The organism is Streptomyces cucumeris (assembly GCF_024295805.1).
In the GTDB taxonomy this organism is placed as follows: Bacteria; Actinomycetota; Actinomycetes; order Streptomycetales; family Streptomycetaceae; genus Streptomyces; species Streptomyces cucumeris.
Genome location: NZ_JANCLX010000041.1, coordinates 1 through 21,242, shown reverse-complemented (window position 1 = coordinate 21,242; position 21,242 = coordinate 1). Strand labels below are relative to the sequence as shown.

Annotated in this window: 18 protein-coding genes and 1 pseudogene; 10 read left to right on the top strand and 9 right to left on the bottom strand. The window is 70.9% G+C overall.

Going from position 1 to position 21,242, the window contains the following annotated elements:
• Positions 1 to 7 precede the first annotated feature (7 nt).
• Positions 8 to 1,219: an MFS transporter gene (locus NMK44_RS36620; protein ID WP_254751475.1), complete on the bottom strand. Its 1,212-nt coding sequence runs from the start codon at positions 1,217 to 1,219 to the stop codon at positions 8 to 10.
• A 254-nt stretch (positions 1,220 to 1,473) separates the two neighbouring features.
• On the opposite strand from NMK44_RS36620, the gene NMK44_RS36615 reads away from it, so the two are divergent.
• The 6 genes from NMK44_RS36615 (at position 1,474) to NMK44_RS36590 (ending at position 7,842) form a co-directional block, all read left to right on the top strand.
• Entirely contained in the window at positions 1,474 to 2,547 is a 1,074-nt protein-coding gene (locus NMK44_RS36615) for a mechanosensitive ion channel family protein (protein ID WP_254751473.1), read from the top strand.
• A gap of 214 nt (positions 2,548 to 2,761) precedes the next feature.
• Positions 2,762 to 2,956: a putative ATP-grasp-modified RiPP gene (tgmA, locus tag NMK44_RS36610; protein WP_254751583.1), complete on the top strand. Its 195-nt coding sequence runs from the start codon at positions 2,762 to 2,764 to the stop codon at positions 2,954 to 2,956.
• A 15-nt stretch (positions 2,957 to 2,971) separates the two neighbouring features.
• On the top strand, positions 2,972 to 3,913 hold the full coding sequence (tgmB, locus tag NMK44_RS36605) for an ATP-grasp ribosomal peptide maturase (protein WP_254751468.1): 942 nt from the start codon (positions 2,972 to 2,974) through the stop codon (positions 3,911 to 3,913).
• Between the two features lie 118 nt (positions 3,914 to 4,031).
• A complete protein-coding gene (locus NMK44_RS36600) occupies positions 4,032 to 5,870 on the top strand; it encodes a glycoside hydrolase family 15 protein (RefSeq protein ID WP_254751466.1) in 1,839 nt (612 codons plus the stop codon).
• 61 nt (positions 5,871 to 5,931) lie between these two features.
• The gene (locus tag NMK44_RS36595; protein ID WP_254751463.1) at positions 5,932 to 6,552 is read left to right on the top strand and encodes a hypothetical protein; all 621 of its coding nucleotides are present in this window, start codon (positions 5,932 to 5,934) and stop codon (positions 6,550 to 6,552) included.
• Positions 6,553 to 6,567: 15 nt separating this feature from the next.
• Entirely contained in the window at positions 6,568 to 7,842 is a 1,275-nt protein-coding gene (locus NMK44_RS36590) for a DUF1266 domain-containing protein (RefSeq protein WP_254751458.1), read from the top strand.
• A gap of 36 nt (positions 7,843 to 7,878) precedes the next feature.
• Here NMK44_RS36590 and NMK44_RS36585 read toward each other — a convergent pair whose 3' ends face one another.
• From NMK44_RS36585 to NMK44_RS36565, 5 genes are all read right to left on the bottom strand, one after another.
• Positions 7,879 to 8,505, bottom strand: a complete 627-nt coding sequence (locus NMK44_RS36585) for a hypothetical protein (RefSeq protein ID WP_254751456.1) — start codon at positions 8,503 to 8,505, stop codon at positions 7,879 to 7,881.
• Between the two features lie 75 nt (positions 8,506 to 8,580).
• Positions 8,581 to 10,194, bottom strand: a complete 1,614-nt coding sequence (locus NMK44_RS36580) for a GMC oxidoreductase (protein ID WP_254751453.1) — start codon at positions 10,192 to 10,194, stop codon at positions 8,581 to 8,583.
• Between the two features lie 122 nt (positions 10,195 to 10,316).
• Positions 10,317 to 10,976 carry an NADPH-dependent FMN reductase gene (locus tag NMK44_RS36575; protein ID WP_254751449.1) on the bottom strand — a complete coding sequence of 220 codons (660 nt, stop codon included), beginning with the start codon at positions 10,974 to 10,976 and terminating at the stop codon, positions 10,317 to 10,319.
• Between the two features lie 128 nt (positions 10,977 to 11,104).
• Positions 11,105 to 11,437 carry a putative quinol monooxygenase gene (locus NMK44_RS36570; RefSeq protein ID WP_254751447.1) on the bottom strand — a complete coding sequence of 111 codons (333 nt, stop codon included), beginning with the start codon at positions 11,435 to 11,437 and terminating at the stop codon, positions 11,105 to 11,107.
• A gap of 151 nt (positions 11,438 to 11,588) precedes the next feature.
• Positions 11,589 to 12,359, bottom strand: a complete 771-nt coding sequence (locus NMK44_RS36565) for an IclR family transcriptional regulator (protein WP_254751445.1) — start codon at positions 12,357 to 12,359, stop codon at positions 11,589 to 11,591.
• A 253-nt stretch (positions 12,360 to 12,612) separates the two neighbouring features.
• Here NMK44_RS36565 and NMK44_RS36560 point away from each other — a divergent pair, with 253 nt between their 5' ends.
• Both NMK44_RS36560 and NMK44_RS36555 read left to right on the top strand, forming a co-directional pair.
• Positions 12,613 to 15,990, top strand: a complete 3,378-nt coding sequence (locus tag NMK44_RS36560) for a pyruvate carboxylase (protein WP_254751443.1) — start codon at positions 12,613 to 12,615, stop codon at positions 15,988 to 15,990.
• 46 nt (positions 15,991 to 16,036) lie between these two features.
• Positions 16,037 to 16,984 carry a hypothetical protein gene (locus NMK44_RS36555; protein ID WP_254751441.1) on the top strand — a complete coding sequence of 316 codons (948 nt, stop codon included), beginning with the start codon at positions 16,037 to 16,039 and terminating at the stop codon, positions 16,982 to 16,984.
• Positions 16,985 to 17,195: 211 nt separating this feature from the next.
• Here NMK44_RS36555 and NMK44_RS36550 read toward each other — a convergent pair whose 3' ends face one another.
• Positions 17,196 to 18,674, bottom strand: coding sequence for an MFS transporter (locus tag NMK44_RS36550; RefSeq protein ID WP_254751439.1), 1,479 nt, complete (start codon positions 18,672 to 18,674; stop codon positions 17,196 to 17,198).
• Positions 18,671 to 19,255 carry a TetR/AcrR family transcriptional regulator gene (locus tag NMK44_RS36545; protein ID WP_254751438.1) on the bottom strand — a complete coding sequence of 195 codons (585 nt, stop codon included), beginning with the start codon at positions 19,253 to 19,255 and terminating at the stop codon, positions 18,671 to 18,673. The genes NMK44_RS36550 and NMK44_RS36545 overlap by 4 nt, the downstream gene beginning before the upstream one ends.
• Before the next feature lie 170 nt (positions 19,256 to 19,425).
• Between NMK44_RS36545 and NMK44_RS36540 the strand changes: the two genes are divergently transcribed.
• Together NMK44_RS36540 and NMK44_RS36535 are read left to right on the top strand one after the other, a co-directional pair.
• A complete protein-coding gene (locus NMK44_RS36540; RefSeq protein WP_254751436.1) occupies positions 19,426 to 20,562 on the top strand; it encodes an epoxide hydrolase family protein in 1,137 nt (378 codons plus the stop codon).
• Positions 20,563 to 20,666: 104 nt separating this feature from the next.
• The gene (locus tag NMK44_RS36535; protein WP_254751430.1) at positions 20,667 to 21,119 is read left to right on the top strand and encodes a DUF3662 domain-containing protein; all 453 of its coding nucleotides are present in this window, start codon (positions 20,667 to 20,669) and stop codon (positions 21,117 to 21,119) included.
• Positions 21,120 to 21,134: 15 nt separating this feature from the next.
• Here the strand turns inward: NMK44_RS36535 and NMK44_RS36530 are convergent.
• A pseudogene (locus NMK44_RS36530) lies at positions 21,135 to 21,242 on the bottom strand (IS5/IS1182 family transposase); the annotation flags it as partial.

Genomic DNA, 21,242 nt, shown 5'->3' with positions numbered 1-21,242 from the left:
CGGGGCGTCACGCTCCGGGGCGCGGCGGATCGTCCAGGTCGCCGTCGCGGAGCAGCCGGAGCAGGGTGGCGGTGGCCAGCAGCGCCACACAGCCGGTGAAGACCAGTCCGGCGGTGCGTACCCCAACGGTGACGGACAGCGCGCCCACACCGATCACCGGGATCGAGATGGCCAGGTACATCAGCACGAACAGCGCGGAGGTGACCTCGGCGCGCCGTTCGGCCGGGCTGCGCTGGGTCACCGCCCGTACGGCGGCGTGGAACGAGAGCCCCTGCCCGGTGCCCGCGACCACCGCGCCGAGCACCAGCAGGAGCAGCGAGGAGGCGGCCAGCGAACCCGCGATGGCGGCCATGCCCGCCACCAGGAGGAAGCATCCGCCGGGCAGCGCCCGCCGGATACCGAGGCGCTGGGCCAGTAGCTGACCGCCGAGGGAGGCGGCGAACACCGAGAACACCACACCACCGGCGACGGCGAGGTCCCGCACCCCCTCCACGTCCATCAGGAAGGTCGGGGTGACGGAGGTGAACAGCCCCAGGGTGGCGAAGCCCGCGAACCCGGCCATGGAGGCGGCCACGAAGGTGGAGCGCATCTCACGGGGCACCCGCAGCCGTTCCGGCCGCAGCGGGGGGCGGCCGGTCCGCCGTACGGTCTCGGGAAGGCCCAGCACCCCGGCCGCGGCCACCGCCACCAGGACGAGGTCCACCACGAACACCAGCCGCAGCGGGGCCGGTGCCCACTGCGCGAGCGTGCCCGCGAGGAGGGAGCCCAGGCCCAGCCCGCCCAGGTTGGCGACGGTGGCGACGAGGGTGGAGGAACCGCGCAGCCGCGGGGGCGCCAGTTCGATGACGGTCACCGTGGCGGTGCCGGTGACCAGCCCGGCCGAGAGCCCCGACAGGGTGCGGCCCGCGAAGAGTTCCGGCAGCCCGTCCGCGTCGAGGAAGCACAGGGCGCTGGCGCCCGACAGCACCAGGGCCGCCAGTATGACGGGGCGTCGGCCGACGGCATCGGACAGATGACCGAACAGCAGCAGCGCGGCGATGACGCCGAGGGCATAGACGGCGAAGATCACCGTGGCCATGAACGGGGAGAAGCCGAGCCACCGCTGGTAACTGTCGTAGAGCGGGGTCGGCAGAGTGGTGCCGACCATGGTGACCACAAAGGCGTAGGCGGCCACGACGAACGGCCAGGTCCGGTCCGCTTCGTATGGCTGAGTCCCCATGCTGCGTCATTTCACCACAAAGAGACGCGATCCCCTTGGCCCCGGACCGCCGTCCGGCGCAGCGTCGCCCTCCGGGCCGTGCGGCGGCCGCCGTCCGGGAGCACTCACCGTATGGGGCAGGATAGGCATCTTGCGCGGGGCCGAACGGATGTGCCCCGACGCGACCCGTAGTTCCCGGCTCGAGCAGGTGACAGCGTGACAGAACAGCACTCCGGACGGCCTTCCACCCCGGTGGAGACAGGGGGTGGTGACCGGTGAACCGTGCACTGACCCTGCACGACATCATCGTGGTCGGCGCGGCGCTGCTCGCCAGCGTGGCGGTCGGTCTGCTGTTGCGGGTGGCCCTGCGCTGGCTGGGGGTGCGCGCCCGGCGGACCCGGTGGAGCGGCGACGACATCATCGTCGACACCCTGTGCAGCCTGGCACCGTGGGCGGCGCTGGCCGCCGGCTGTTCGGCGGCCGCCGCGGCGCTGCCGCTGACCTCCGCGGTCCGCCACGACGTGAACCAGATACTGGTCGGGGTGCTGATCCTGGTCACCACGGTGACGGCGGCCCGGGTGGTGGCCGATCTGGTCCGGACGGTGGCGCTGTCCCGCTCCGGAGTGGCCGGAACGGCCACCATCTTCGTCAACATCACGCGGATAGCGGTGCTGGCGATGGGGGTGCTGGTGCTGCTGGAGACGCTGGGCGTCTCCATCGCCCCGCTGCTGACGGCGCTGGGGGTGGGCGGACTCGCGGTGGCCCTGGCCCTTCAGGACACTCTGGCCAATCTGTTCGCGGGCGTGCACATCCTCGCCTCCAAGACGGTGCAGCCGGGGCACTACATCCGGCTCAGCAGCGGGGAGGAGGGCTATGTCGTGGACATCAACTGGCGCAACACGGCGGTGCGTCAGCTCTCGGACAACCTCGTCATCATCCCCAACGCCAAACTGGGCAATACCATTATGACCAACTATCACCAGCCGGAAGAGCAGATGTCCGTCATGGTGCAGGGCAGGGTCGGTTACGGAAGCGACCTCGCCCATGTGGAACGGGTGACGCTGGAGGTCGCCGGGAAGGTGATGGCCGCCGTCGCGGGCGGGGTCGCCGACCACGAGACGACCGTGCGGTTCCACACCTTCGGCGAGTCGGGCATCGACTTCTCGGTCTTCCTGCGCGCCCTGGAGTTCAGCGACCAGTACCTGATCAGGCATGAGTTCATGAAGGAACTCCACTGCAGGTTCCGTGCCGAGGGCATCGAGATCCCGCTGCCGACGCGCACCCTCGTCCTTCCCCAGCAGGAACAACCCCTGGGCGGACCGGGGTTCATCTCCTCTTCCTCACTCTGAGTCGCCACTTCATCTCATACGTACTCCACATGACTTCCCGTCCGGCGATGAAGTGGTCATGACCCGGTGTACCCGAATGAGCACAGGGTTCCCCTTGTGACGTATTTCATACCGGCATAGAAATGACATAACAGTTCGTAGAGAGTCTCCTACACTTTTGGTGCGTACTGTTGCGTGACGGTTGGAACAATTCATGGAGCACCAGAGGTCACTCATGCAGCCTTTTGCACTGAGCCACGCAATCCCGGCCGACGACCAATCGCCGGCGATTGTGCCCTACTCGTATAACGTCGCCCTGCAGTTGAATGTCCTTTCCGACGGGCGTCCGGCCATCGCCGACCGTGCGGTGCTTCTTGCCACTGGCACGACCACCTCAACGGCGGGTTCGAAGACGCACTTCGACGACTGACCGATAAGAACTTCGATGACGGTACTCATCCTGACGTGCCGCCAGGATGTGACGGCGGACCTGGTGGTGGCGGAGCTGCGCGAACGCGGCGTCCCTCTCGTCCGCTTCGATCCCGCGGACCTGCCCGGGGACGCCGCCATGTCGGCGGACTTCGACCGCGGCGACTTCACCGGCTATCTGTCGACCGGGGGGCGCCTGATGAGCATGCACGGCCTGCGCTCCATCTGGGTGCGCAGGCCGGGACAGCCCGCGGCGCACGCCAAGGAGCCCTCGGAGTGGCTGACCGCCGAGTGCGGTCAGGCTCTCTACGGGATGCTGTACGCCACGACGGCCCGGTGGATGAACCACCCCGGGGCCGCCACCCTGGCCCGCTGCAAACCCTTCCAGTTAAGGATTGCCCAGCGGAGCGGTTTCGCCGTGCCGGCCACTCTCGTCACCACGTATCCCCGGGCGGCCCACGAGTTCGCGACCGAGTTCCGCGACATCGTCGTGAAATCCACTTCCGGTCCGCCCAGCGTCGATCCCCCGGTCACCCTCCCGACCACCCGAATCGGGCCTGAAACGGATTTCTCGGACGTCGCGGCGGGGGCCACCCTTCTCCAGCGGTTCATTCCTAAACAAGCTGACATCCGGCTGATCTGTGTCGGTGACCAGTTGTTCGCAGCGCGTAAGGTCTCCGCCGCCGACCAGGTGGATGGCCGCTTCGGCCACCATGGACATCTGTGGGAACCGGTGGAAGTCCCGGACAGAATCGCCCGCTCGGTCTACGAGTACATGTCACTGACGAATCTCGCCTACGGAGCCTTCGACTTCGCCGAGGACGAGGATGACGTGTGGTGGTTCCTGGAGTGCAATCAAGGCGGTCAGTTCGGGTTTATCGAGCTGGAGACCGGCCAGCCCATCGCGGCGGCCGTGGCGGCCTGGCTGGCCGCGCCCCGCACCTCCGAAGGCTGCTGACCCGCACCGCCGACGGCTGACCCGCGCCGCCGCCCGGCGGCGACCGACTCGTCGCCCCGGCCGGCCGGTCGTACCCTGAAACCGAGAGCTCCTGCCCCCTCAAGCGCGGGAGGTCCGGATGACCGCGCCCGAAGGACTCCTCCGCCCCAGCGGGGTGGACGCCTCGCGCTACCTCCCGATCGCCGAGCACGGCCTGATCGGCGATCTGCGGACGGCGGCGCTCGTCGGCACCGACGGCACCATCGACTGGTACTGCTGTGGCCGGTTCGACGCCCCCAGCGTCTTCGCCTCCATCCTGGACGCGGACCGCGGCGGGTGCTTCGCGCTCGCCCCGGACGTACCGGTGCGGAACAAGCAGTTCTACTTCCCCGACACCAATATCCTGATCACCCGGTTCTTCGCCGACGACGGGGTCGCCGAGGTACAGGACTTCATGCCGATCGTGGACGACTCCCGGGAGGCCGACCGGCACCGGCTGATCCGCCGGGTGCTGTGCGTCCGCGGTTCGATGCCGTTCACCGCGCGGGTGGCCCCCCGCTTCGACTACGGACGGCGGACCCACACCCTGGACATCGGCCCCACCCACACCGTCTTCAGCTGCCCCGGTCTGTCGCTCGCGCTGACCTCCAGCGTCACGGTCGAGGCCGACGGCCAGGACGCGGTGTCCACCTTCAAACTCGTCGAGGGCGAGAGCGCGGTCTTCGCACTGGACCGGATCGGCGACTCGGTCCAGCCCCGGTCCTGTCCGCTGGCCGAGGCCGAGGAGCAGTTCGGCGCGACCGTGCGGTACTGGCGCCGCTGGCTGTCCCAGTCCCGCTACCGGGGGCGCTGGCGCGAGATGGTGCACCGTTCGGCGCTCACCCTCAAGCTGCTCACCTACGCCCCCACCGGCGCCATCGTGGCCGCGCCCACCACCAGCCTGCCGGAGCTGGTCGGTGGCACCCGCAACTGGGACTACCGGTACGTCTGGGTCCGCGACGCCGCGTTCTGCATCTACGCGATGCTCCGGCTGGGCTTCACCCAGGAGGCCGAGGACTTCGTCCGCTTCCTGTCCGAGAACATCCGCTTCCACGAGGGTGCCCGCGGACCGCTCCAGATCATGTACGGCATCGACGGCCGCAGCGACCTCCCCGAGGAGGAGCTGTCCCATCTGGAGGGATACCGGGGCTCGGCCCCGGTCCGGGTCGGCAACGGGGCGGTCGAACAGCTCCAACTGGACATCTACGGCGCCCTGGTGGACTCGCTGTACCTCTACGACAAATGGGGCCAGCCGCTGTCCAGTGCGCACTGGGACACCATCGCCGACCTCGTCGGCTGGGTCTGCGACCACTGGGACCAGCCGGACCGCGGGATCTGGGAAGCCCGCAGCGGCGACCAGCGGTTCCTCTACTCGCAGCTGATGTGCTGGGTCGCGATCGAGCGGGCCATGCGGATCGCCTCCCGCCGCGGACTGCCCGCGGACACCCTGCGCTGGGCGCGGGCCCGGGACACCATCTACCGCCGGATCATGCGCGACGGGTGGTGCGCGGACCGGCGGGCGTTCGTCCAGCACGAGGGGGCCGATGTGCTCGATGCCGCGGTGCTGATGATGCCGCTCGCCAAGTTCATCTCCCCCACCGACCCCAAGTGGCTGTCCACCCTGGACGCCCTGGGCGAGGAGCTGGTGTCCGACTCACTGGTCTACCGCTACGACCCGCAGCGCAGCCCGGACGGACTGCCGGGCGAGGAGGGCACCTTCTCGATCTGCTCGTTCTGGTACGTCGAGGCGCTGTCCCGGGCGGGCCGGGTGGACGAGGCCCGGCTGGCCTTCGAGAAGATGCTGACGTACGCCAACCACCTCGGGCTGTACGCGGAGGAGATCGGGCGCACCGGTGAGCAGAGCGGCAACTTCCCGCAGGCGTTCACCCATCTCGCCCTGATCAGCGCCGCTTTCAACCTCGACCGGGCACTGGGCTGAGCGGGTCGCGCCGGACGATAGGTTTGACCTGTTCATGCGTAAGTCTTTCCAAGGGACGTTCATGTCACAGCCACCACCGCCCGGAAACCCCTACGGCGCGGTTCCCGGTGCCGGATACGGCGCGCCCCAGGCCCCGGCGGCCCCTCAGGTGCAGCAGGCACCGCAGCCGGTGCCCGGCGCCCCGGCCCACCCCGGTGCGTACGGCGAGCCGGGTCCGTACGGCCTGCCCGGCGGCCATCCCCAGCCCGGGGCGTACCCGCAGCCCGGGGTCCATCCCCAGGCCGCGGCCCACGGTCAGCACACCTGCCGGGTCTGCGGCGGATTCCCCGCCGCGGACGTCACCTTCCGCAGCCACCAGGGGCTGGTGCTGATGATGGCCTTCCGCAAGCTGGAGGGGCCGTTCTGCCGGATCTGCGGCACCTCGGTGTTCCGCGACATGATGAGCAGGACGCTGTGGCAGGGCTGGTGGAGCCCGTTCTCCGCGGCGCTGTTCAACCCGTTCACCATCATCGCGGACCTGGTGGCGCGCTCGAAGGTCAACAAGCTGCCGGACCCGGGACATGACCAGTTCGGCGCGCGCCCGGCCGTCGGGGAGCCCGTTTTCCGGCGTCCTGCGTCGTTCGTGGTCCTCCTGCCGGTGTTGTGGGTGCTGTCCCTGTTCGTGCTCGCCGCGCTCGGATAGATAGGGTTGGCCGTCATGGGGAACGGGGAGGGGCTCGCCGCCGGGCCGGAACAACACGGCGGTCACGGGGCGACGACGGGCTGGCAGGCACCCAGCCGGGTCGAGCGGGAGCTCTACGCGGCGAAGAGCCGTGGTGACTGGCCCGCGTACTTCGATGTGCTGGCGCGCACGGACCTGTTCGTGGCCGACTCGTACACCCGGCTCCAGACACATCCCAGGACCGTGCGGTTCACCCCGTACTGGTACCAGCAGGTCGGGGCGGAGTGTCTGCCGGTGTTCACCGAGGGCATGCTCCCCGCTCCCCATCCGGAGACGGTCTTCCTCTCGCAGTCGCTGGAGTGGTTCGCCGACGAGTGGCGGCCCGGTGATCCGCCGTGGATCGTCATCAACCCCGGCACACCGTGCGAGACGTTCTTCCCCGCGGGGCCCGCACAGCGCGCCCTGTGGAAGCAGCACGCCCAGAACGCCCCGGGCTGCGGCCACTCCCATCTGGAGCTGCGCGGACTGGACTCCGGCGGGGCCACGGAGGGGCCGGTGGCCCATGGTCTGGCCTGCGCGGCACTGCTGTTCGTGAAGAACGGCGAGCTGTGGAACGCCATGGCCTACCACGGCGGTGGCTACACCAGCGAGCGCAACCGGCTCAAGGAGTGGTGGGGGGTCACCAGCCGCGCGGAGTGGCAGCGCACCCAGGAGGTGCTGCTCACGGCCGAAATGATCAGCGGTGTCTGGGAGTTCGCGCTGGGCGTCCGCCGCTCGCTGGCCCTGGACTTCGCCGGGCCGGTCGGGGTGGACCACTGGCGGGCGGTGGCCGAGCGGGTGCTGCGGCGCAATGCGGCCGAGGCCGAGTTCCAGATCACCCCCGACGGGGTCACCAAGACCGAGCCGCGGGAGAACGCGGAGGTGGAGGCGCAGGTCGCGGGTGTTCAGCGGCTCATCGGGCGGATCGCCCGGTACGAGGCGCGGTTCCGGGCCGACGGACTGCTGGCCGACGGCAAGTTCATCCGCACCGTGGAGGCATGGGACTACGGCCGGGCCTCGGGGATGGCCCGCTGGGGGCTGGCCGCCCGGTTCTGCACCCTGCCGGAGGCCGAACACGCGGTGCTGCGGGCGAGCCGCGCGGCACAGGCCAACTACCGCTCGTGGGAGGAGTTCTCCGCCGCCTACGTCCTCGGACGCTGTCTCCACTTCGACGAGGAGGAGTTCGGCAGCTGGTACGAGGACATGCTCACGGCGCACCGCATCCTGACCACCGACCCGGCCAGCCCCTGGCTGACCATTCCGTTCAGCTAGGTCCTGTCCTGTACACCAGGGCGGTCGGTGCCGGTGTCAGCGCCGCCGCTGCCCCGCGAGGAACACGCCGGCTCCGGTGAGTGCGAACAGTCCGGCGGTCACGGCCAGTCCGGTGATGTCGGGGGCGCGGTTGCCGGGGGTGTCGGCGAAGGGTTCGAGCAGCCCGGCGGGGTCCTTGTAGAGGGTCACGTGCTGACCGGTGCGGAACTGGCCGAAGCAGTTCTGCTGCTGGGAGATGTGGTGCACGGCGCCCGAGGGTTCGGCCACGGTGCAGCTCTCCAGCGGCTTGTGCCTGATGGACTCGCGCTGCCCGGTCGCGGTCACCACGGCGTCGACCGCCTCACCGGCCTGCTTCGCGTAGACCTCGTAGAGCACGGGCCCGGCGAAGAAGGCGAGCACGAACGCACCGATGCACACCGCGGTGGCCACGCCCCCGCGGTGCCACAGGCCCCCGACGACGACCGCCGCGGCACCGGCGGTGAAGAACGTGAGCGGGATCCCGAGCCACATACCGTGCGGGTACTGGGCCAACCAGCTCGCCAGGGTGCTCGACACCGGGATGAGCAGCGCCCACTTGAGCGAGCTGGGCCAGGTGCGGGAGGGCCCCGACACCAGCGGTGTCCCGGCCCTCCGGGTGTTCCGCGCGGCCTCGGCCGTTGCCATCTGTCCTCCGCCGCCTCGGTCACCTGATCGTGCGTCCGACAACATACCCGCCGACCAGGGACGCGGGGACGGGGGCTACCGCCCCACGTCGTCCTCGGCCAGCACCCGGGCCATGGTGCGTTCGGCCAGGGCCGTGATGGTGACGAACGGATTGACCCCGATGGATCCCGGGATCAGCGAACCGTCGGTGACGTAGAGCCGCTCGTACCCGGTGGCGCGGCCGTAGGTGTCGGTGGCCCGGCCCAGGACACAGCCGCCGAGCGGGTGGTAGCAGAAGTCGTCCGCGAAGGCCCGGGTGTCGCCGAAGAGGTCGTACCGGTAGATGGTGACATTGGCGAGGTTCATCCGGTCGAAGAGGGCCTTGGCGGCGGCCACGGAGGGGGCGCTCTGGCCGCGGGTCCAGTTCAGGACGGTGGTGTCCCGCGCGGCATCATAGGTGAAGGTGGCCCGTTCGGGGTTCTTGGTGATGGCCAGGTAGAGACTGACCCAGGTCTCCAGACCGGCGGGCAGCGGAGCGATCTCGGCGAACACCGGATTCCTGTCCGACCAGGCGTCGATGGCCATCACCGGGATGGTGGACTGACGCGACCCGGTGGGGTTCCAGACGTGGTTGGCGCGGCCGAGCATCACATTGCCGTTACCGCCCCAGCCCCGGCCGACCTCCGCGTTGAGCCGGGGCAGCGCACCGGTCTCGCGGGCCCGCACCAGCAGTTCGGAGGTGCCGAGGCTGCCCGCGCCGAGGAAGAGCGAGCGGCAGGAGATCTCGTCGGTGGCGGTGACGTGACCGGTGTAGTCGATGCGGTCCACGGTGAGGACGTAGGAGCCGTCGGCGTCCTGCCGTATCGCCCTGGCCCGGCTGAGGGTGTGGAGGGTGACATTGCCGGTGCCGAGCGCGGCGGCGAGATAGGTCTTGTCGAGGCTGCGCTTGCCGAAGTTGTTGCCGTAGATGACCTCCTGGCCCAGGGCGGACTTGGTGGCGGTCCCGGCGGCCTCGCGCTGCATGTAGTCGAAGTCGTACACATTGGGCACGAACACGGTCTTCAGCCCGGCGCGCTGTGCCTGGGAGCGCGCGACCCGGGCGTAGGCGTACCACTCGGTGGACTCGAACCAGGCGGACGGCACGGTGGAGGTGCCGAGCATCCGGTTGGCCAGCGGGAAGTAGGTGCCGTACATCGTCTGGGCGTCGACGCCCGGCAGCACCTCCTCGAAGTACGCGCGCGGCGGGGTGACCGCGATCCCGCCGTTGACCAGGGAACCCCCGCCGACCCCGCGTCCGACGTAGACGGACATCCCGGGGTAGCGGACCCGGTCCAGCACACCGGGGTAGGGGGCGATGTCGCGGTTGATGACGTCCAGCCACAGGAGCGTGGACAGGGGCGCCTCGGTGCGCTTCTTGAACCACATGGAGCGCCCGTCGGGGGAGGTCATCGGGCAGTACACCCGGCCGTCCCCACCGGGGGCGTCCCACAGCCGCCCCATCTCGATGACCAGGGTGCGGATGCCCGCCTCGCCCAGCCGCAGCGCCGCGACCGCGGCCCCGTAGCCGGATCCGACCACGACCGCGGGGACGTGGTCGGCGCTCGAGGCGGCCGCCGCCGGGGTGAGACCGATACGGGTGAGCCCCAGGGCCGCGGCGCTCTGCAGCGCGGCCAGCCCAAGAATGTGACGACGCGTCAGATTCGCTGCCATGGCGGCATGATGAGCGGAGAACCCGGAATTGGCCATGACCGGGCGCATGGTCGTTTTCCGCCGCCGCGTCCGCCTTCCGGATGGCTGGGCCCTGCCCTGCCGGTCTTCGCGGGCCCGCGGCGTCAGTCCTCGGCACGCTGGGTGACGGGCGCCCCGGTGCGGTCGCCCAGGAACTCGTACCACCGGCGCTGCAGACAGCCGTAGCGGAGGTCCGCCTCGACCAGGCCGAGGAAGCCGTGGACGGTGTCGGTGAGCCGCTGTTGCAGACCGGGGTCGGCGAGGTCCCCGTCCTCGGTGAACCCCTCGTGCGCCCGGGCGAGGCTGAACATGTCCGGGTAGACACGGGTGCCCAGATGCTCCAGCGGAACCCGCAGCACCCACAGCCCGCGGTTGCCGCCCGCCATCGACGGGGAGGCGGACACCAGCAGCGCGTGCTTGGTCTTGAACGGCTGCGGCCGGACCCGGGAAACCCAGTCGATGGCGTTCTTCAGCACCCCGGGCACCGAGGCGTTGTACTCGGGCGACGCGATCACGAAGGCGTCGCTCGACTCCAGCCGGTCGCGGAGGGCCAGCGCACCCGGTGGCAGCCCATGGGCCTCCTCCACGTCGGCGTTGTACAGCGGCATGTCGAACTCGGGCAGCGGGGCGAAATCGGCGACCGCACCGTGGCCGTCGATCAGACGCGCCACCAGGGAGGCGAGCCGGACATTGGTCGAGCCCTGGCGCAGCGCGGCGCCGAGGACCAGGACCCGCAGCGGACCGGGCCGGGGTTCGTCCGTCATGGCGGTGTCCTTCCGCGTGCGGCGCTTCCACAGGGCTCCCGGACGGGGCCGGACATCCCCGCGGACCAGTCTGGTGGGCGCCCGGCCGTCCCGCCATCGGACCGGCCGGGCACGGCCGCGGACCGGGCTCAGGCCGGGTTGCGCGGGGTCAGCTCGGCCATGGTGTTCCAGCCCTGGCCCGGGACCTCCACGTTGATGATCTCCGGGGTGGTGGCGATGGCCTCGGCCATGGTCTCCATGGCGGCCGTGAAGTGCGCGCTCCGGACGTGCGCCGCCCCCGCGTCGGCGTCGGCGAACGCCTCCAGCAGGACGAACCCATGCGGGTCGTCCACGCTGCGCGACCACTCGAAGAAGAGATTGCCCGGCTCCTCGCGGGTGGCACGGGTGAAGCCGTCGACGAGGTCGAGCCAGTCGGCGCTGCGCTCGGGACGGACGGTGAACTTGACGGCGATGAAGATCATGGAGGCTGCTTTCGCGCTGGTGCGGACCGGACACGGAACTGCGGCAGCCGCGCGGGCGCGGCGTGTCCTGCCACTGTGCTGCCGGTGCCCGCCATCCGCACCTCACGGGTGCGCCGATTCCGCCACAGTCGGAAAACCGGCCGGCAGGCGGCTACGGGCACGGGCCGCCGGAGACCGAGCGGGCCGCCTCCCGGGTCAGTACCGCCCGCACCTCGCCGTGCCGCCGGGGGAAGTCCTCGGCGGGCAGGGAGACCGACAGGGCGTGCGCCACCCGGCCCGGCCCGCCGTCCCCCGGCGGTGTGAGGGGCACCGCGAGACACGCGTACGCCGGATCGGCCTCACCGATCGAGACGGCCACGCCGTCCCCGCGGACCCGGACCAGCTCGGCCTCGAACCGCTCGGCGCCGGTGATGGTCCGCTCGGTCAGCCGGGCCATGCCGTGGGAGTCCAGATAGCGGTGGCGGACCGCCCGGGGCAGCTGGGCCAGCAGCATCTTGCCGTGTGCGGTGGCGTGCGCCCGCACCTCGGGACCGGGCACGAAGGGGTCGTCCTGCGCGGTGGCCGGGGTGGTGGAGTCGATCATCGTGATCCGCCCGTCCCGGTACACGGTGAGATACGCCGGGAGCCCCGCGGTCTCCCGCACCCGGCGCAGCAGCTCGGCCGCACCGGGGCCCGCCCCGAGCTGCCGCTGGAAGGAGCGGTGCAGCGCGACGGCCCGCGGTCCGGGCACATAGCCCTCGCCGGTGCGGGTCAGATGGCCACGGCCGGTCAGCGGGCCCAGCAGGTGGTAGACGGTGGACAGCGAGCAGCCGAGCCGCCGTGCGAGCGCCTTCGCGGTGACCGGGCGGTCGGCGTCCGCCACGGCGTCCAGGATGTCCAGCGCACGGTCCACGGAGCGCGGACCGGAGGCGGGGGCGGGCATACGGGGCGGTCCTCTCAAGGGGCGGACACCGGCGTACCACCGTAGACGCGCCGGGTAGCGTGACGGTTGCCACCCAGGCGTCTCACATAGTGGCGGGATGTTTCCGGTCGGCTGGGTAGGAGCACCGCATACGTCACGAGAAGTGGATCACACGAGGGCGGCCGCCGGACAACTCGGCAGTAGTGTCGCCCGCGAGCTCATGCCCCCACCGGGCGGGCTTGTGGTCGTACCGGGCAGGTAGAAGGGATCGGGCATGTTCCGCAAGGTGCTGGTCGCCAACCGTGGAGAAATCGCCATTCGCGCCTTCCGCGCCGGCTATGAGCTGGGGGCGAGGACAGTCGCGGTCTTCCCGCACGAGGATCGCAATTCGCTGCACCGGCTCAAGGCGGACGAGGCGTACGAGATCGGGGAGCCCGGCCACCCGGTGCGCGCCTATCTGTCCGTCGAGGAGATCGTCGCCGCCGCCCGCAAGGCCGGGGCGGACGCGGTCTACCCGGGATACGGCTTCCTCTCCGAGAACCCCGATCTCGCACGGGCGTGCGAGGAGGCGGGGATCACCTTCGTCGGCCCCAGCGCGGACACCCTCGAGCTGACCGGGAACAAGGCGCGCGCAGTGGCCGCGGCCCGCGCCGCCGGGGTTCCGGTGCTCGGCTCCTCGGAGCCCTCCACCGACATCGACGAGCTGGTAGGGGCCGCCGAGGAGCTCGGCTTCCCGGTGTTCGTCAAGGCGGTGGCCGGTGGCGGCGGGCGCGGAATGCGCCGGGTCGAGGACCCCTCGACGCTGCGCGAGTCCATCGAGGCCGCGTCCCGCGAGGCCGACGCCGCCTTCGGCGACGCCACGGTGTTCCTGGAGAAGGCCGTCGTCGAGCCGCGCCATATCGAGGTGCAGATCCTCGCCGACGGCGAGGGCAATGTGATCCACCTCTTCGAGCGCGACTGTTCGGTGCAGCGGCGCCACCAGAAGGTCATCGAGCTCGCGCCCGCGCCCAACCTCGACCCCGGACTGCGCGACCGGATCTGCGCCGACGCGGTGAAGTTCGCCCGGCAGATCGGCTACCGCAACGCAGGCACCGTGGAATTCCTGCTCGACCGCAACGGCCAGCACGTGTTCATCGAGATGAACCCGCGCATCCAGGTCGAGCACACGGTGACCGAGGAGATCACCGACGTGGACCTGGTCCAGTCGCAGATGCGGATCGCCTCCGGGCAGACCCTGTCCGACCTCGGGCTGGCCCAGGAGTCGGTGTACACCCGCGGGGCCGCCCTCCAGTGCCGGATCACCACCGAGGACCCGGCCAACGGCTTCCGCCCGGACACCGGCATGATCAGCGCCTACCGCTCCCCCGGCGGCTCGGGCATCCGTCTGGACGGCGGCACCGCCCACGCCGGTACCGAGATCAGCGCCCACTTCGACTCGATGCTGGTCAAGCTGTCCTGCCGGGGCCGCGACTTCGCCACCGCCATCGGCCGCGCCCGGCGTGCCGTCGCCGAGTTCCGGATCCGCGGGGTGTCCACCAACATCCCGTTCCTCCAGGCGGTGCTGGAGGACCCGGACTTCCAGGCCGGGCGGGTGACCACCTCCTTCATCGAACAGCGGCCGCATCTGCTGACCGCGCGCCACTCCGCCGACCGCGGCACCAAGCTGCTCACCTACCTCGCCGACGTCACGGTGAACAAGCCCCACGGCGAGCGGCCGCACCTCATCGACGCCGCCGACAAGCTGCCGCGGCTGCCCGCCGGCGAACCGCCCGCCGGTTCCAAGCAGCGGCTCACCGAGCTCGGTCCGGACGGCTTCGCGCGCTGGCTGCGCGAGTCCCCCACCATCGGCGTCACCGACACCACCTTCCGGGACGCCCACCAGTCGCTGCTGGCGACCCGGGTGCGCACCAAGGACCTGCTGGCCGTCGCCCCCGTGATGGCACGCACCGCGCCCGAGCTGCTGTCCCTGGAGTGCTGGGGCGGCGCCACCTACGACGTGGCGCTGCGCTTCCTCGCCGAGGACCCCTGGGAGCGTCTTGCCGCCCTGCGCGAGGCGGTGCCGAACATCTGTCTGCAGATGCTGCTGCGCGGCCGGAACACGGTGGGCTACACGCCGTACCCCACCGAGGTGACCACCGCCTTCGTCCAGGAGGCAACGGCCACCGGGATCGACATCTTCCGTATCTTCGACGCGCTCAATGACGTCGGGCAGATGCGGCCCGCCATCGAAGCGGTCCGGGAGACGGGCACCGCGCTGGCCGAGGTCGCGCTCTGCTACACCTCGGACCTGTCCGACCCCTCGGAGCAGCTATACACGCTGGACTACTACCTCCGGCTGGCCGAGCAGATCGTGGACGCGGGCGCCCATGTGCTGGCCATCAAGGACATGGCGGGGCTGCTGCGCGCCCCGGCCGCGGTGAAGCTGGTGTCCGCGCTACGCCGGGAGTTCGACCTGCCGGTACACATCCACACCCATGACACCGCCGGTGGCCAGCTGGCCACCTACCTGGCGGCGGTCCAGGCCGGGGCGGACGCGGTGGACGGGGCGGTGGCGTCAATGGCGGGGACCACCTCGCAGCCGTCGCTGTCGGCGATCGTGGCCGCCACCGACCACTCCGACCGGCCCACCGGGCTCAGCCTGGAGGCGGTCGGCGCGCTGGAGCCGTACTGGGAGGCCGTGCGCAAGATCTACGCACCGTTCGAGGCGGGGCTCGCCTCGCCGACCGGACGGGTGTACCACCACGAGATCCCCGGTGGCCAGCTCTCCAATCTGCGCACCCAGGCCATCGCGCTCGGACTCGGGGACCGCTTCGAGGAGATCGAGGCGATGTACACCGCCGCGGACCGGATCCTCGGCCACCTGGTGAAGGTCACCCCGTCGTCCAAGGTGGTCGGCGACCTGGCGCTGCATCTGGTGGGGGCGGGTGTGTCGCCGGAGGACTTCGAGGCCGAGCCGAACCGCTTCGACATCCCGGACTCGGTCATCGGCTTCCTCCGCGGTGAGCTGGGCAACCCGCCCGGCGGCTGGCCGGAGCCGTTCCGCACCCGGGCGCTGGAAGGCCGCGCCGCGTCCAAGCCGACGGACGGCGAACTGTCCGCGGAGGACCGGGAGCAGCTGGCGAAGGAGCCGCGGGCCACGCTCAACCGGCTGCTGTTCCCCGGGCCGACCAAGGAGTTCGAGACGCACCGCGAGGCGTTCGGCGACACCAGCGTGCTGGACAGCAAGGACTTCTTCTACGGGCTGCGCCCGCGGCAGGAGTACACCGTGGACCTCGACCCCGGTGTCCGGCTGCTCATCGAGTTGGAGGCGGTGGGCGACGCGGACGAGCGCGGTATGCGCACGGTGATGTCCACGCTCAACGGCCAGCTCCGTCCGATCCAGGTGCGGGACACCTCGGCGGCGACCGACGTCCCGGTCACCGAGAAGGCCGACCGGTCCAACCCCGGCCATGTCGCGGCCCCGTTCGCGGGTGTGGTGACCCTGACGGTGTCCGAGGGCGACGAGGTGGAGGCCGGTGCCACGGTGGCCACCATCGAGGCGATGAAGATGGAGGCCACCATCGCCGCTCCGAAGGCCGGAACGGTGTCCCGGATCGCCATCAACACGATCCAGCAGGTGGAGGGCGGAGACCTGCTCGTCGCCCTGGACTGAGACACTTCCTTCCGGCACTCGACCGGATGGAAGGACATGGTGTCGCATGGGGGCACGGGGCAGGCTGCGCGGTATCGGTGACGCGGTGACATCCGCCGCCGGCACGGTGACGTCGGCGGCGGGCGCGGTGACGTCCGCCGCCGCCGGTGCAGGCAGGACGGTGCTGAACCGCGGTGCCGCCGCGGGCCGTTCGGGGATGGCGGCGTCCGGCGACTGGGCGGTCGGCGTGCTCGGCACGCTGCCCGCCCCGGCCGCTCCGGCCACCGAGGAGTGGGAGTTCTCCCTCGGGGCGCTGGTCTGCCGCCATCCGCGGGTGCCCGCCGTCACCGCGCGGGCCCTGCGGCCGCTGGACTCGATCGGCGCGCTGCGCTTCGGTCCGGAGTCGGTGGGCTTCGACGGGGAGGACATCCCGTGGCAGCAGGTGGTGCGGCTGCAACTGCACGATGCCTTCAGCGCGATGACCACGGACGGCTTCGACGCCGAGATCGACCGCGTCCGTGATCTGCTGCCGCCGCTCCCCGGCCGCAAGTGGGCGGTGACCAAGGTGGTCGAGGGCCTGGGCGCGGTGGCCCTCGCCGCCCTGGAGACTTCCGGTGACCAGCGGCTGGACTCCCGGGAGGTGGCCTGCGAGATCGTCTACCGGGGCGCGTTCGGCCGGGAGAAGACGCTGCGGGCCCATCTGTTCACCACCGCGCTGCTGGCGCAGCAGCCCGAGGTGGCGCACAGTCTGGTCGTCACCGCCGAGTCCCTGGGGGTGCCGGTCCTCCCTGCGGCACCGGGGCGGCTGGAGGTCGGGGCCGCCGAGCGGGTGCGCGCCCTGCGGCGCCGTACGGACGCGGTGGCGGCCCAGTTGAGCCGGGCCGCGGAGGACGAGGCCACCACCGCTGTGGAGGGGGCGAGCGGCGCCGATGAGCTCCCCGCGCCACCACTGACGGATACGCGGCCGGACGCCGGACCGCACGGGCAGGGCGCCTCGGTCAGCACTCAGTCGTAACGGCCCGGCCGCTCCGCGCGGTTGACGTCCCACCGAGCGGGGGTGTCCCGCGGTCCGCACGCAGCCGTTCCGGCGGCGGCCGCCACGGCCGGTGTCCACCGCGCCGCAGAGTGCTTTCCCCCGCCCGGGGGCTGTTGGTGTCCCGTGGTGTCACCGCCCTTCCGGACATTCCCCAGGAGGGCGGTGAACCGGTGATCGACCGTCGGTGGTCTCAGGTCCGTGCCGCCGGATCCGGATCGGAGGCCGCCGTCCCGGAAGGCTCCGACGCCTCGGGCCGGAGCAGAGTGCGTCCGGGCAGCCGGCCGGCCAGCACGGCGCCGACCGCGGCCACGGCCGCGAGGGCGAGGAACGTCGGCCGCATGGCGGTGAGGAAGGCGTCCGCGGACAGATGTGGCCCCTCGCCCGCACCCCGGTCACCGGCTGCGCCGCCGGGCGCGATGAGGGTCATCAGTGTGGTCGCCGCCGCGACCCCGAGCGCGGGACCGATGTTCATCGCCGTCTGCTGAAGTCCACCGGCCACCCCCGCGGTGGCCACGGACGCCTGACGCACGATCACATGGGTAGCGGTGACCATCACGGTGCCGAACCCGGCCCCCAGCAGCAGGAAGCAGCCACCGGTGGCCACGACGGACGAGGACCGGCCGAGACCGGACATCAGCAGGACGCCGAGCATCACGAGCACCATCCCCGCGGTCACCGTCCGGCGGGCTCCCTGCCACCGCAGCAGTACAGCCGAGGCGGGCGCGCTCGCCACCATCATGACGGCCAGCGGCAGCGACCTCAGTGCGCTGTGCAGGGGGTCGAGGCCCAGTACGTCCTGGAGGTAGTACGTCCCGACGAACAGCGTCCCGAACAGCGCGGCCGACGCGGTCACCAGGACGCCGAGCGCCGAGCTGACGGGAGTCGAGCGCAGTACACCGGGCGCTATCAGCGGGCTCGCCGTCCGCCGTTCATGCCGTACGAAGGCCACGCCGACCACGACGACGGCGGTGAGCCCCAGCCAGGTGGCGGCCGTCCAGCCGTCATCCGGCAGCGCCACGAGGGTGTGCACCAGGGCCACCAGGGCCACCGCGAGCAGACAGGCGCCGGACAGGTCGAGCCCCCGGGCACCGTCCGGAGCGGGCTTCGGCTCCGGTATCCGGTCAGTGAGGGCCAGGACACCCACGGCGACTGCGGGGAGGACATTGAGGAAGAACACCGCCCGCCAGCCCGACTCGGCGACGAGCGCGCCACCGAGGACCGGACCGGCCGCGGCCGACACCCCGATGGCGGCCGTGCGCAGCGCGATGGGCATACCGAGCTTGTCGGGCGGATAGGCGGCACGGAGCATGCCGAGCGTGGCAGGCTGCAACAGCGCACCGCACACCCCCTGGGCGACGCGCAAGGCGATGACCCAGCCGATGTCGTCCGCCAGTCCGATACCGGCCGATGTGGCGGCGAAGCCCAGCACTCCGACGGCGAAGATCCTGCGGTGGCCGTAGACGTCACCGAGGCGGCCCGCGAACACCAGCAGACTGGCCACGGCGATGAGGTAGCCGGTACTGGTCCACTGGACCTCGGCGTAGCCCGCGTCGAGGTCCCGGCCCAGGGCGGGCTGGGCGACCGTCAGCACGGTGCCGTCCAAGGCGACGATGACCGCTCCGGTGATGCTGCTGACAAGGGTGAGGCGCCTGCGGCCTACGGTGCTCATCGGCCCTCCGGTCCGAGGTGGGCGTCCACCGCGGCGCGCAGCAGCGGTTCGATGTCCTCGGTGCCGGTGGCGAGCTGGAGGCTGCCCCAGCCCCACAGCTGGGCGATGCCATGCAGATTCGCCCACAGCGCGGCCGCCACGACGGCCGGTTCGGCACCGGAGGACGGCCGAGCTCGGGCCACGAGGTCCACCAGCACCCCGAACAGCGGCAGGCTGGTGTCCCGCAGCCGGAGTTGGCCACTCTCCAGCAGATCGTGGCGGAACATCAGCTCGAACATGCCGCGGTCGGTGCGTGCGAAGTCGAGATACACCCGGCCCAGCGCCGTGATCTGGGCGCGCGCCGCCACCTCGGTGTCCGCCAGCGCCGTGGCGGTGCGGGCGGCGAGGTCGGCGAAGCCCTGCCGCGCGATGGCGGACAGCAGATCCAGATGGGTCGGGAAGTAGCGGCGCGGCGCACCGTGCGAGACCCCGGCCCGGCGTGCGATCTCGCGCAGGGTCAGCGCCTGCACCCCCTCCCTGGTCACCAAGTCGACTCCCACGTCCACCAGTCGGGCCTCAAGCCCTCTGCCGCGCTCATCCATAGACACTGTCTACCAGTCACGAGTAGACAGTGTCTACTCACGGCTCCGGAACCGGATGTCACAGAGACTCCGTAGAGGACAGATAGAGGTCACGATCTGACCTATATGGCCATTACCGTTCTTCACATCGCACGACGGACGCCCAGGAACTCCCCGTGGAGGACATGAAGATGAGCACCGAGATCCGCCCCTTCCGCATCGATATCCCGCAGGCCGACCTGGACGATCTGACCGACCGCCTGGCCCGTGCGCGCTGGACCCGGCAGTTGCCGGGCGAGGGCTGGAGCCGTGGTGTTCCCACCGCGTACCTCAAGGAGCTGGCCGACCACTGGCGCACCGGTTTCGACTGGCGCCGCCAGGAAGCCCGGATCAATGAGTTCCCGCAGTTCATGACCGAGATCGACGGGATCGACAGCCACTTCCTGCATATCCGTTCCCCCGAGCCGGACGCCCTGCCGCTGCTGCTGACACACGGCTGGCCCAACTCCTTCGTGGAGTTCCTCGACATCATCGGCCACCTCACCGACCCGCGCGCCCACGGCGCCGACCCCGCCCAGGCGTTCCATGTGGTGATCCCCTCGCCGCCCGGCTTCGGCTTCTCCGGCCCGCCGCCCGTCACCGGCTGGAATGTGGCCCGGGTGGGGAGCATGTGGGCCGAACTGATGCGCCGCCTGGGCTATGAGCGCTACGGCGTCCAGGGCGGGGACCTCGGGGCGTACATCGCCCCCGCGGTGGCCAAGGCCGCCCCGGACCATGTGGCCGGGGTCTATGTGATCGGCGGGCTCGGCTTCCCCACCGAGGCCGATGTCCCCGAGATGAACGAGGAGGAGCGGGCCGCCTTCGCCTTCCTGCAGAGCCAGGACTGGATGTCCGGGGTCGACCACCACAGGCTGCTGCGCGCCGCGCCGCAGACCTTCGCCCACGCCTGGCACGACTCCCCGGTCGGGGCGCTGGCCTGGATGGTGCAGAAGTTCAACGAGTTCAGCATGGCGGACAAGCTGCCGGACGAGATCCTCGACCGCGATCTGCTGCTGACCAACCTCACCCTCTACTGGCTCACCGACACCTTCGGCTCCTCCTCCTGGCCCATGTACGAGTCCACCGAGTTCGTCTGGCCGGAGGGTCAGAAGGCGGTGCCGACCGGTGTGTACAGCGGCCCGCCCGGGATCCGGCGGCTGGCCGAGCGCCACAACACCATCACCCACTGGCCGGAGGGCAACCCGGGCAGCCACCACTTCGTGGCCATGGAGCTGCCCGGCAGCGTCGCCGCCGACCTGCGTGTCTTCTTCGGTCCACTGCGCGGCTGACCAGGGCCGGAACAGCGGGGGCACCGGTCATCCGACCCGTGCCCCCGCATCCGCGCGGGCACCGACCGGGCATGAGGTGATCCTTTCAGGGAACCCGGGAGGCCATGGAGACGCTGAGCCGATGGGAACGAGCGATAGAGCGCTGGCAACAAGGACTGCTCGCCAAGATGTTCCGGAGCGAGCCCGTGGAACTCGTCGAAGCGCTGCGACGGGAGTGCGACGATCATGCCGTGGTCTGCGGACCGGAGCGGACGGTGGTCCCCAATGCCTATGACGTCGAACTGGCGGAGGGTGTGTACGGGGAACTGACCCGGCGTGGCTGCACGGTGGGACAGGTGCTCACCGACAGTCTGCTGCGCCACGCGGAGAAGCACGGCTACGAATGGGCGGGCCCGCTGACCGTCCACGTCACCTGGTCCCGCGAGGTGCCGAACGGACGCTACCGGGTGGCTGGACACCCCATGGCCCACATCCGCGCGGACGGGTTCACCGCTCCGGTGGCCACCCCGGTCCCCGCACCGGTGGCCGCCCCCGTGGCGGCCCAGGTGGCCGACTAGGCCGTTTCTTACGGATCACCTCGCGGCCCAGATGTGGATGGCCGCGAGGTGGAGTGCGGCCTGGTAGACGGTTGCGGTCTTGTCGTAGCGCGTGGCGAGGCCGCGCCACTGCTTGAGGCGGTT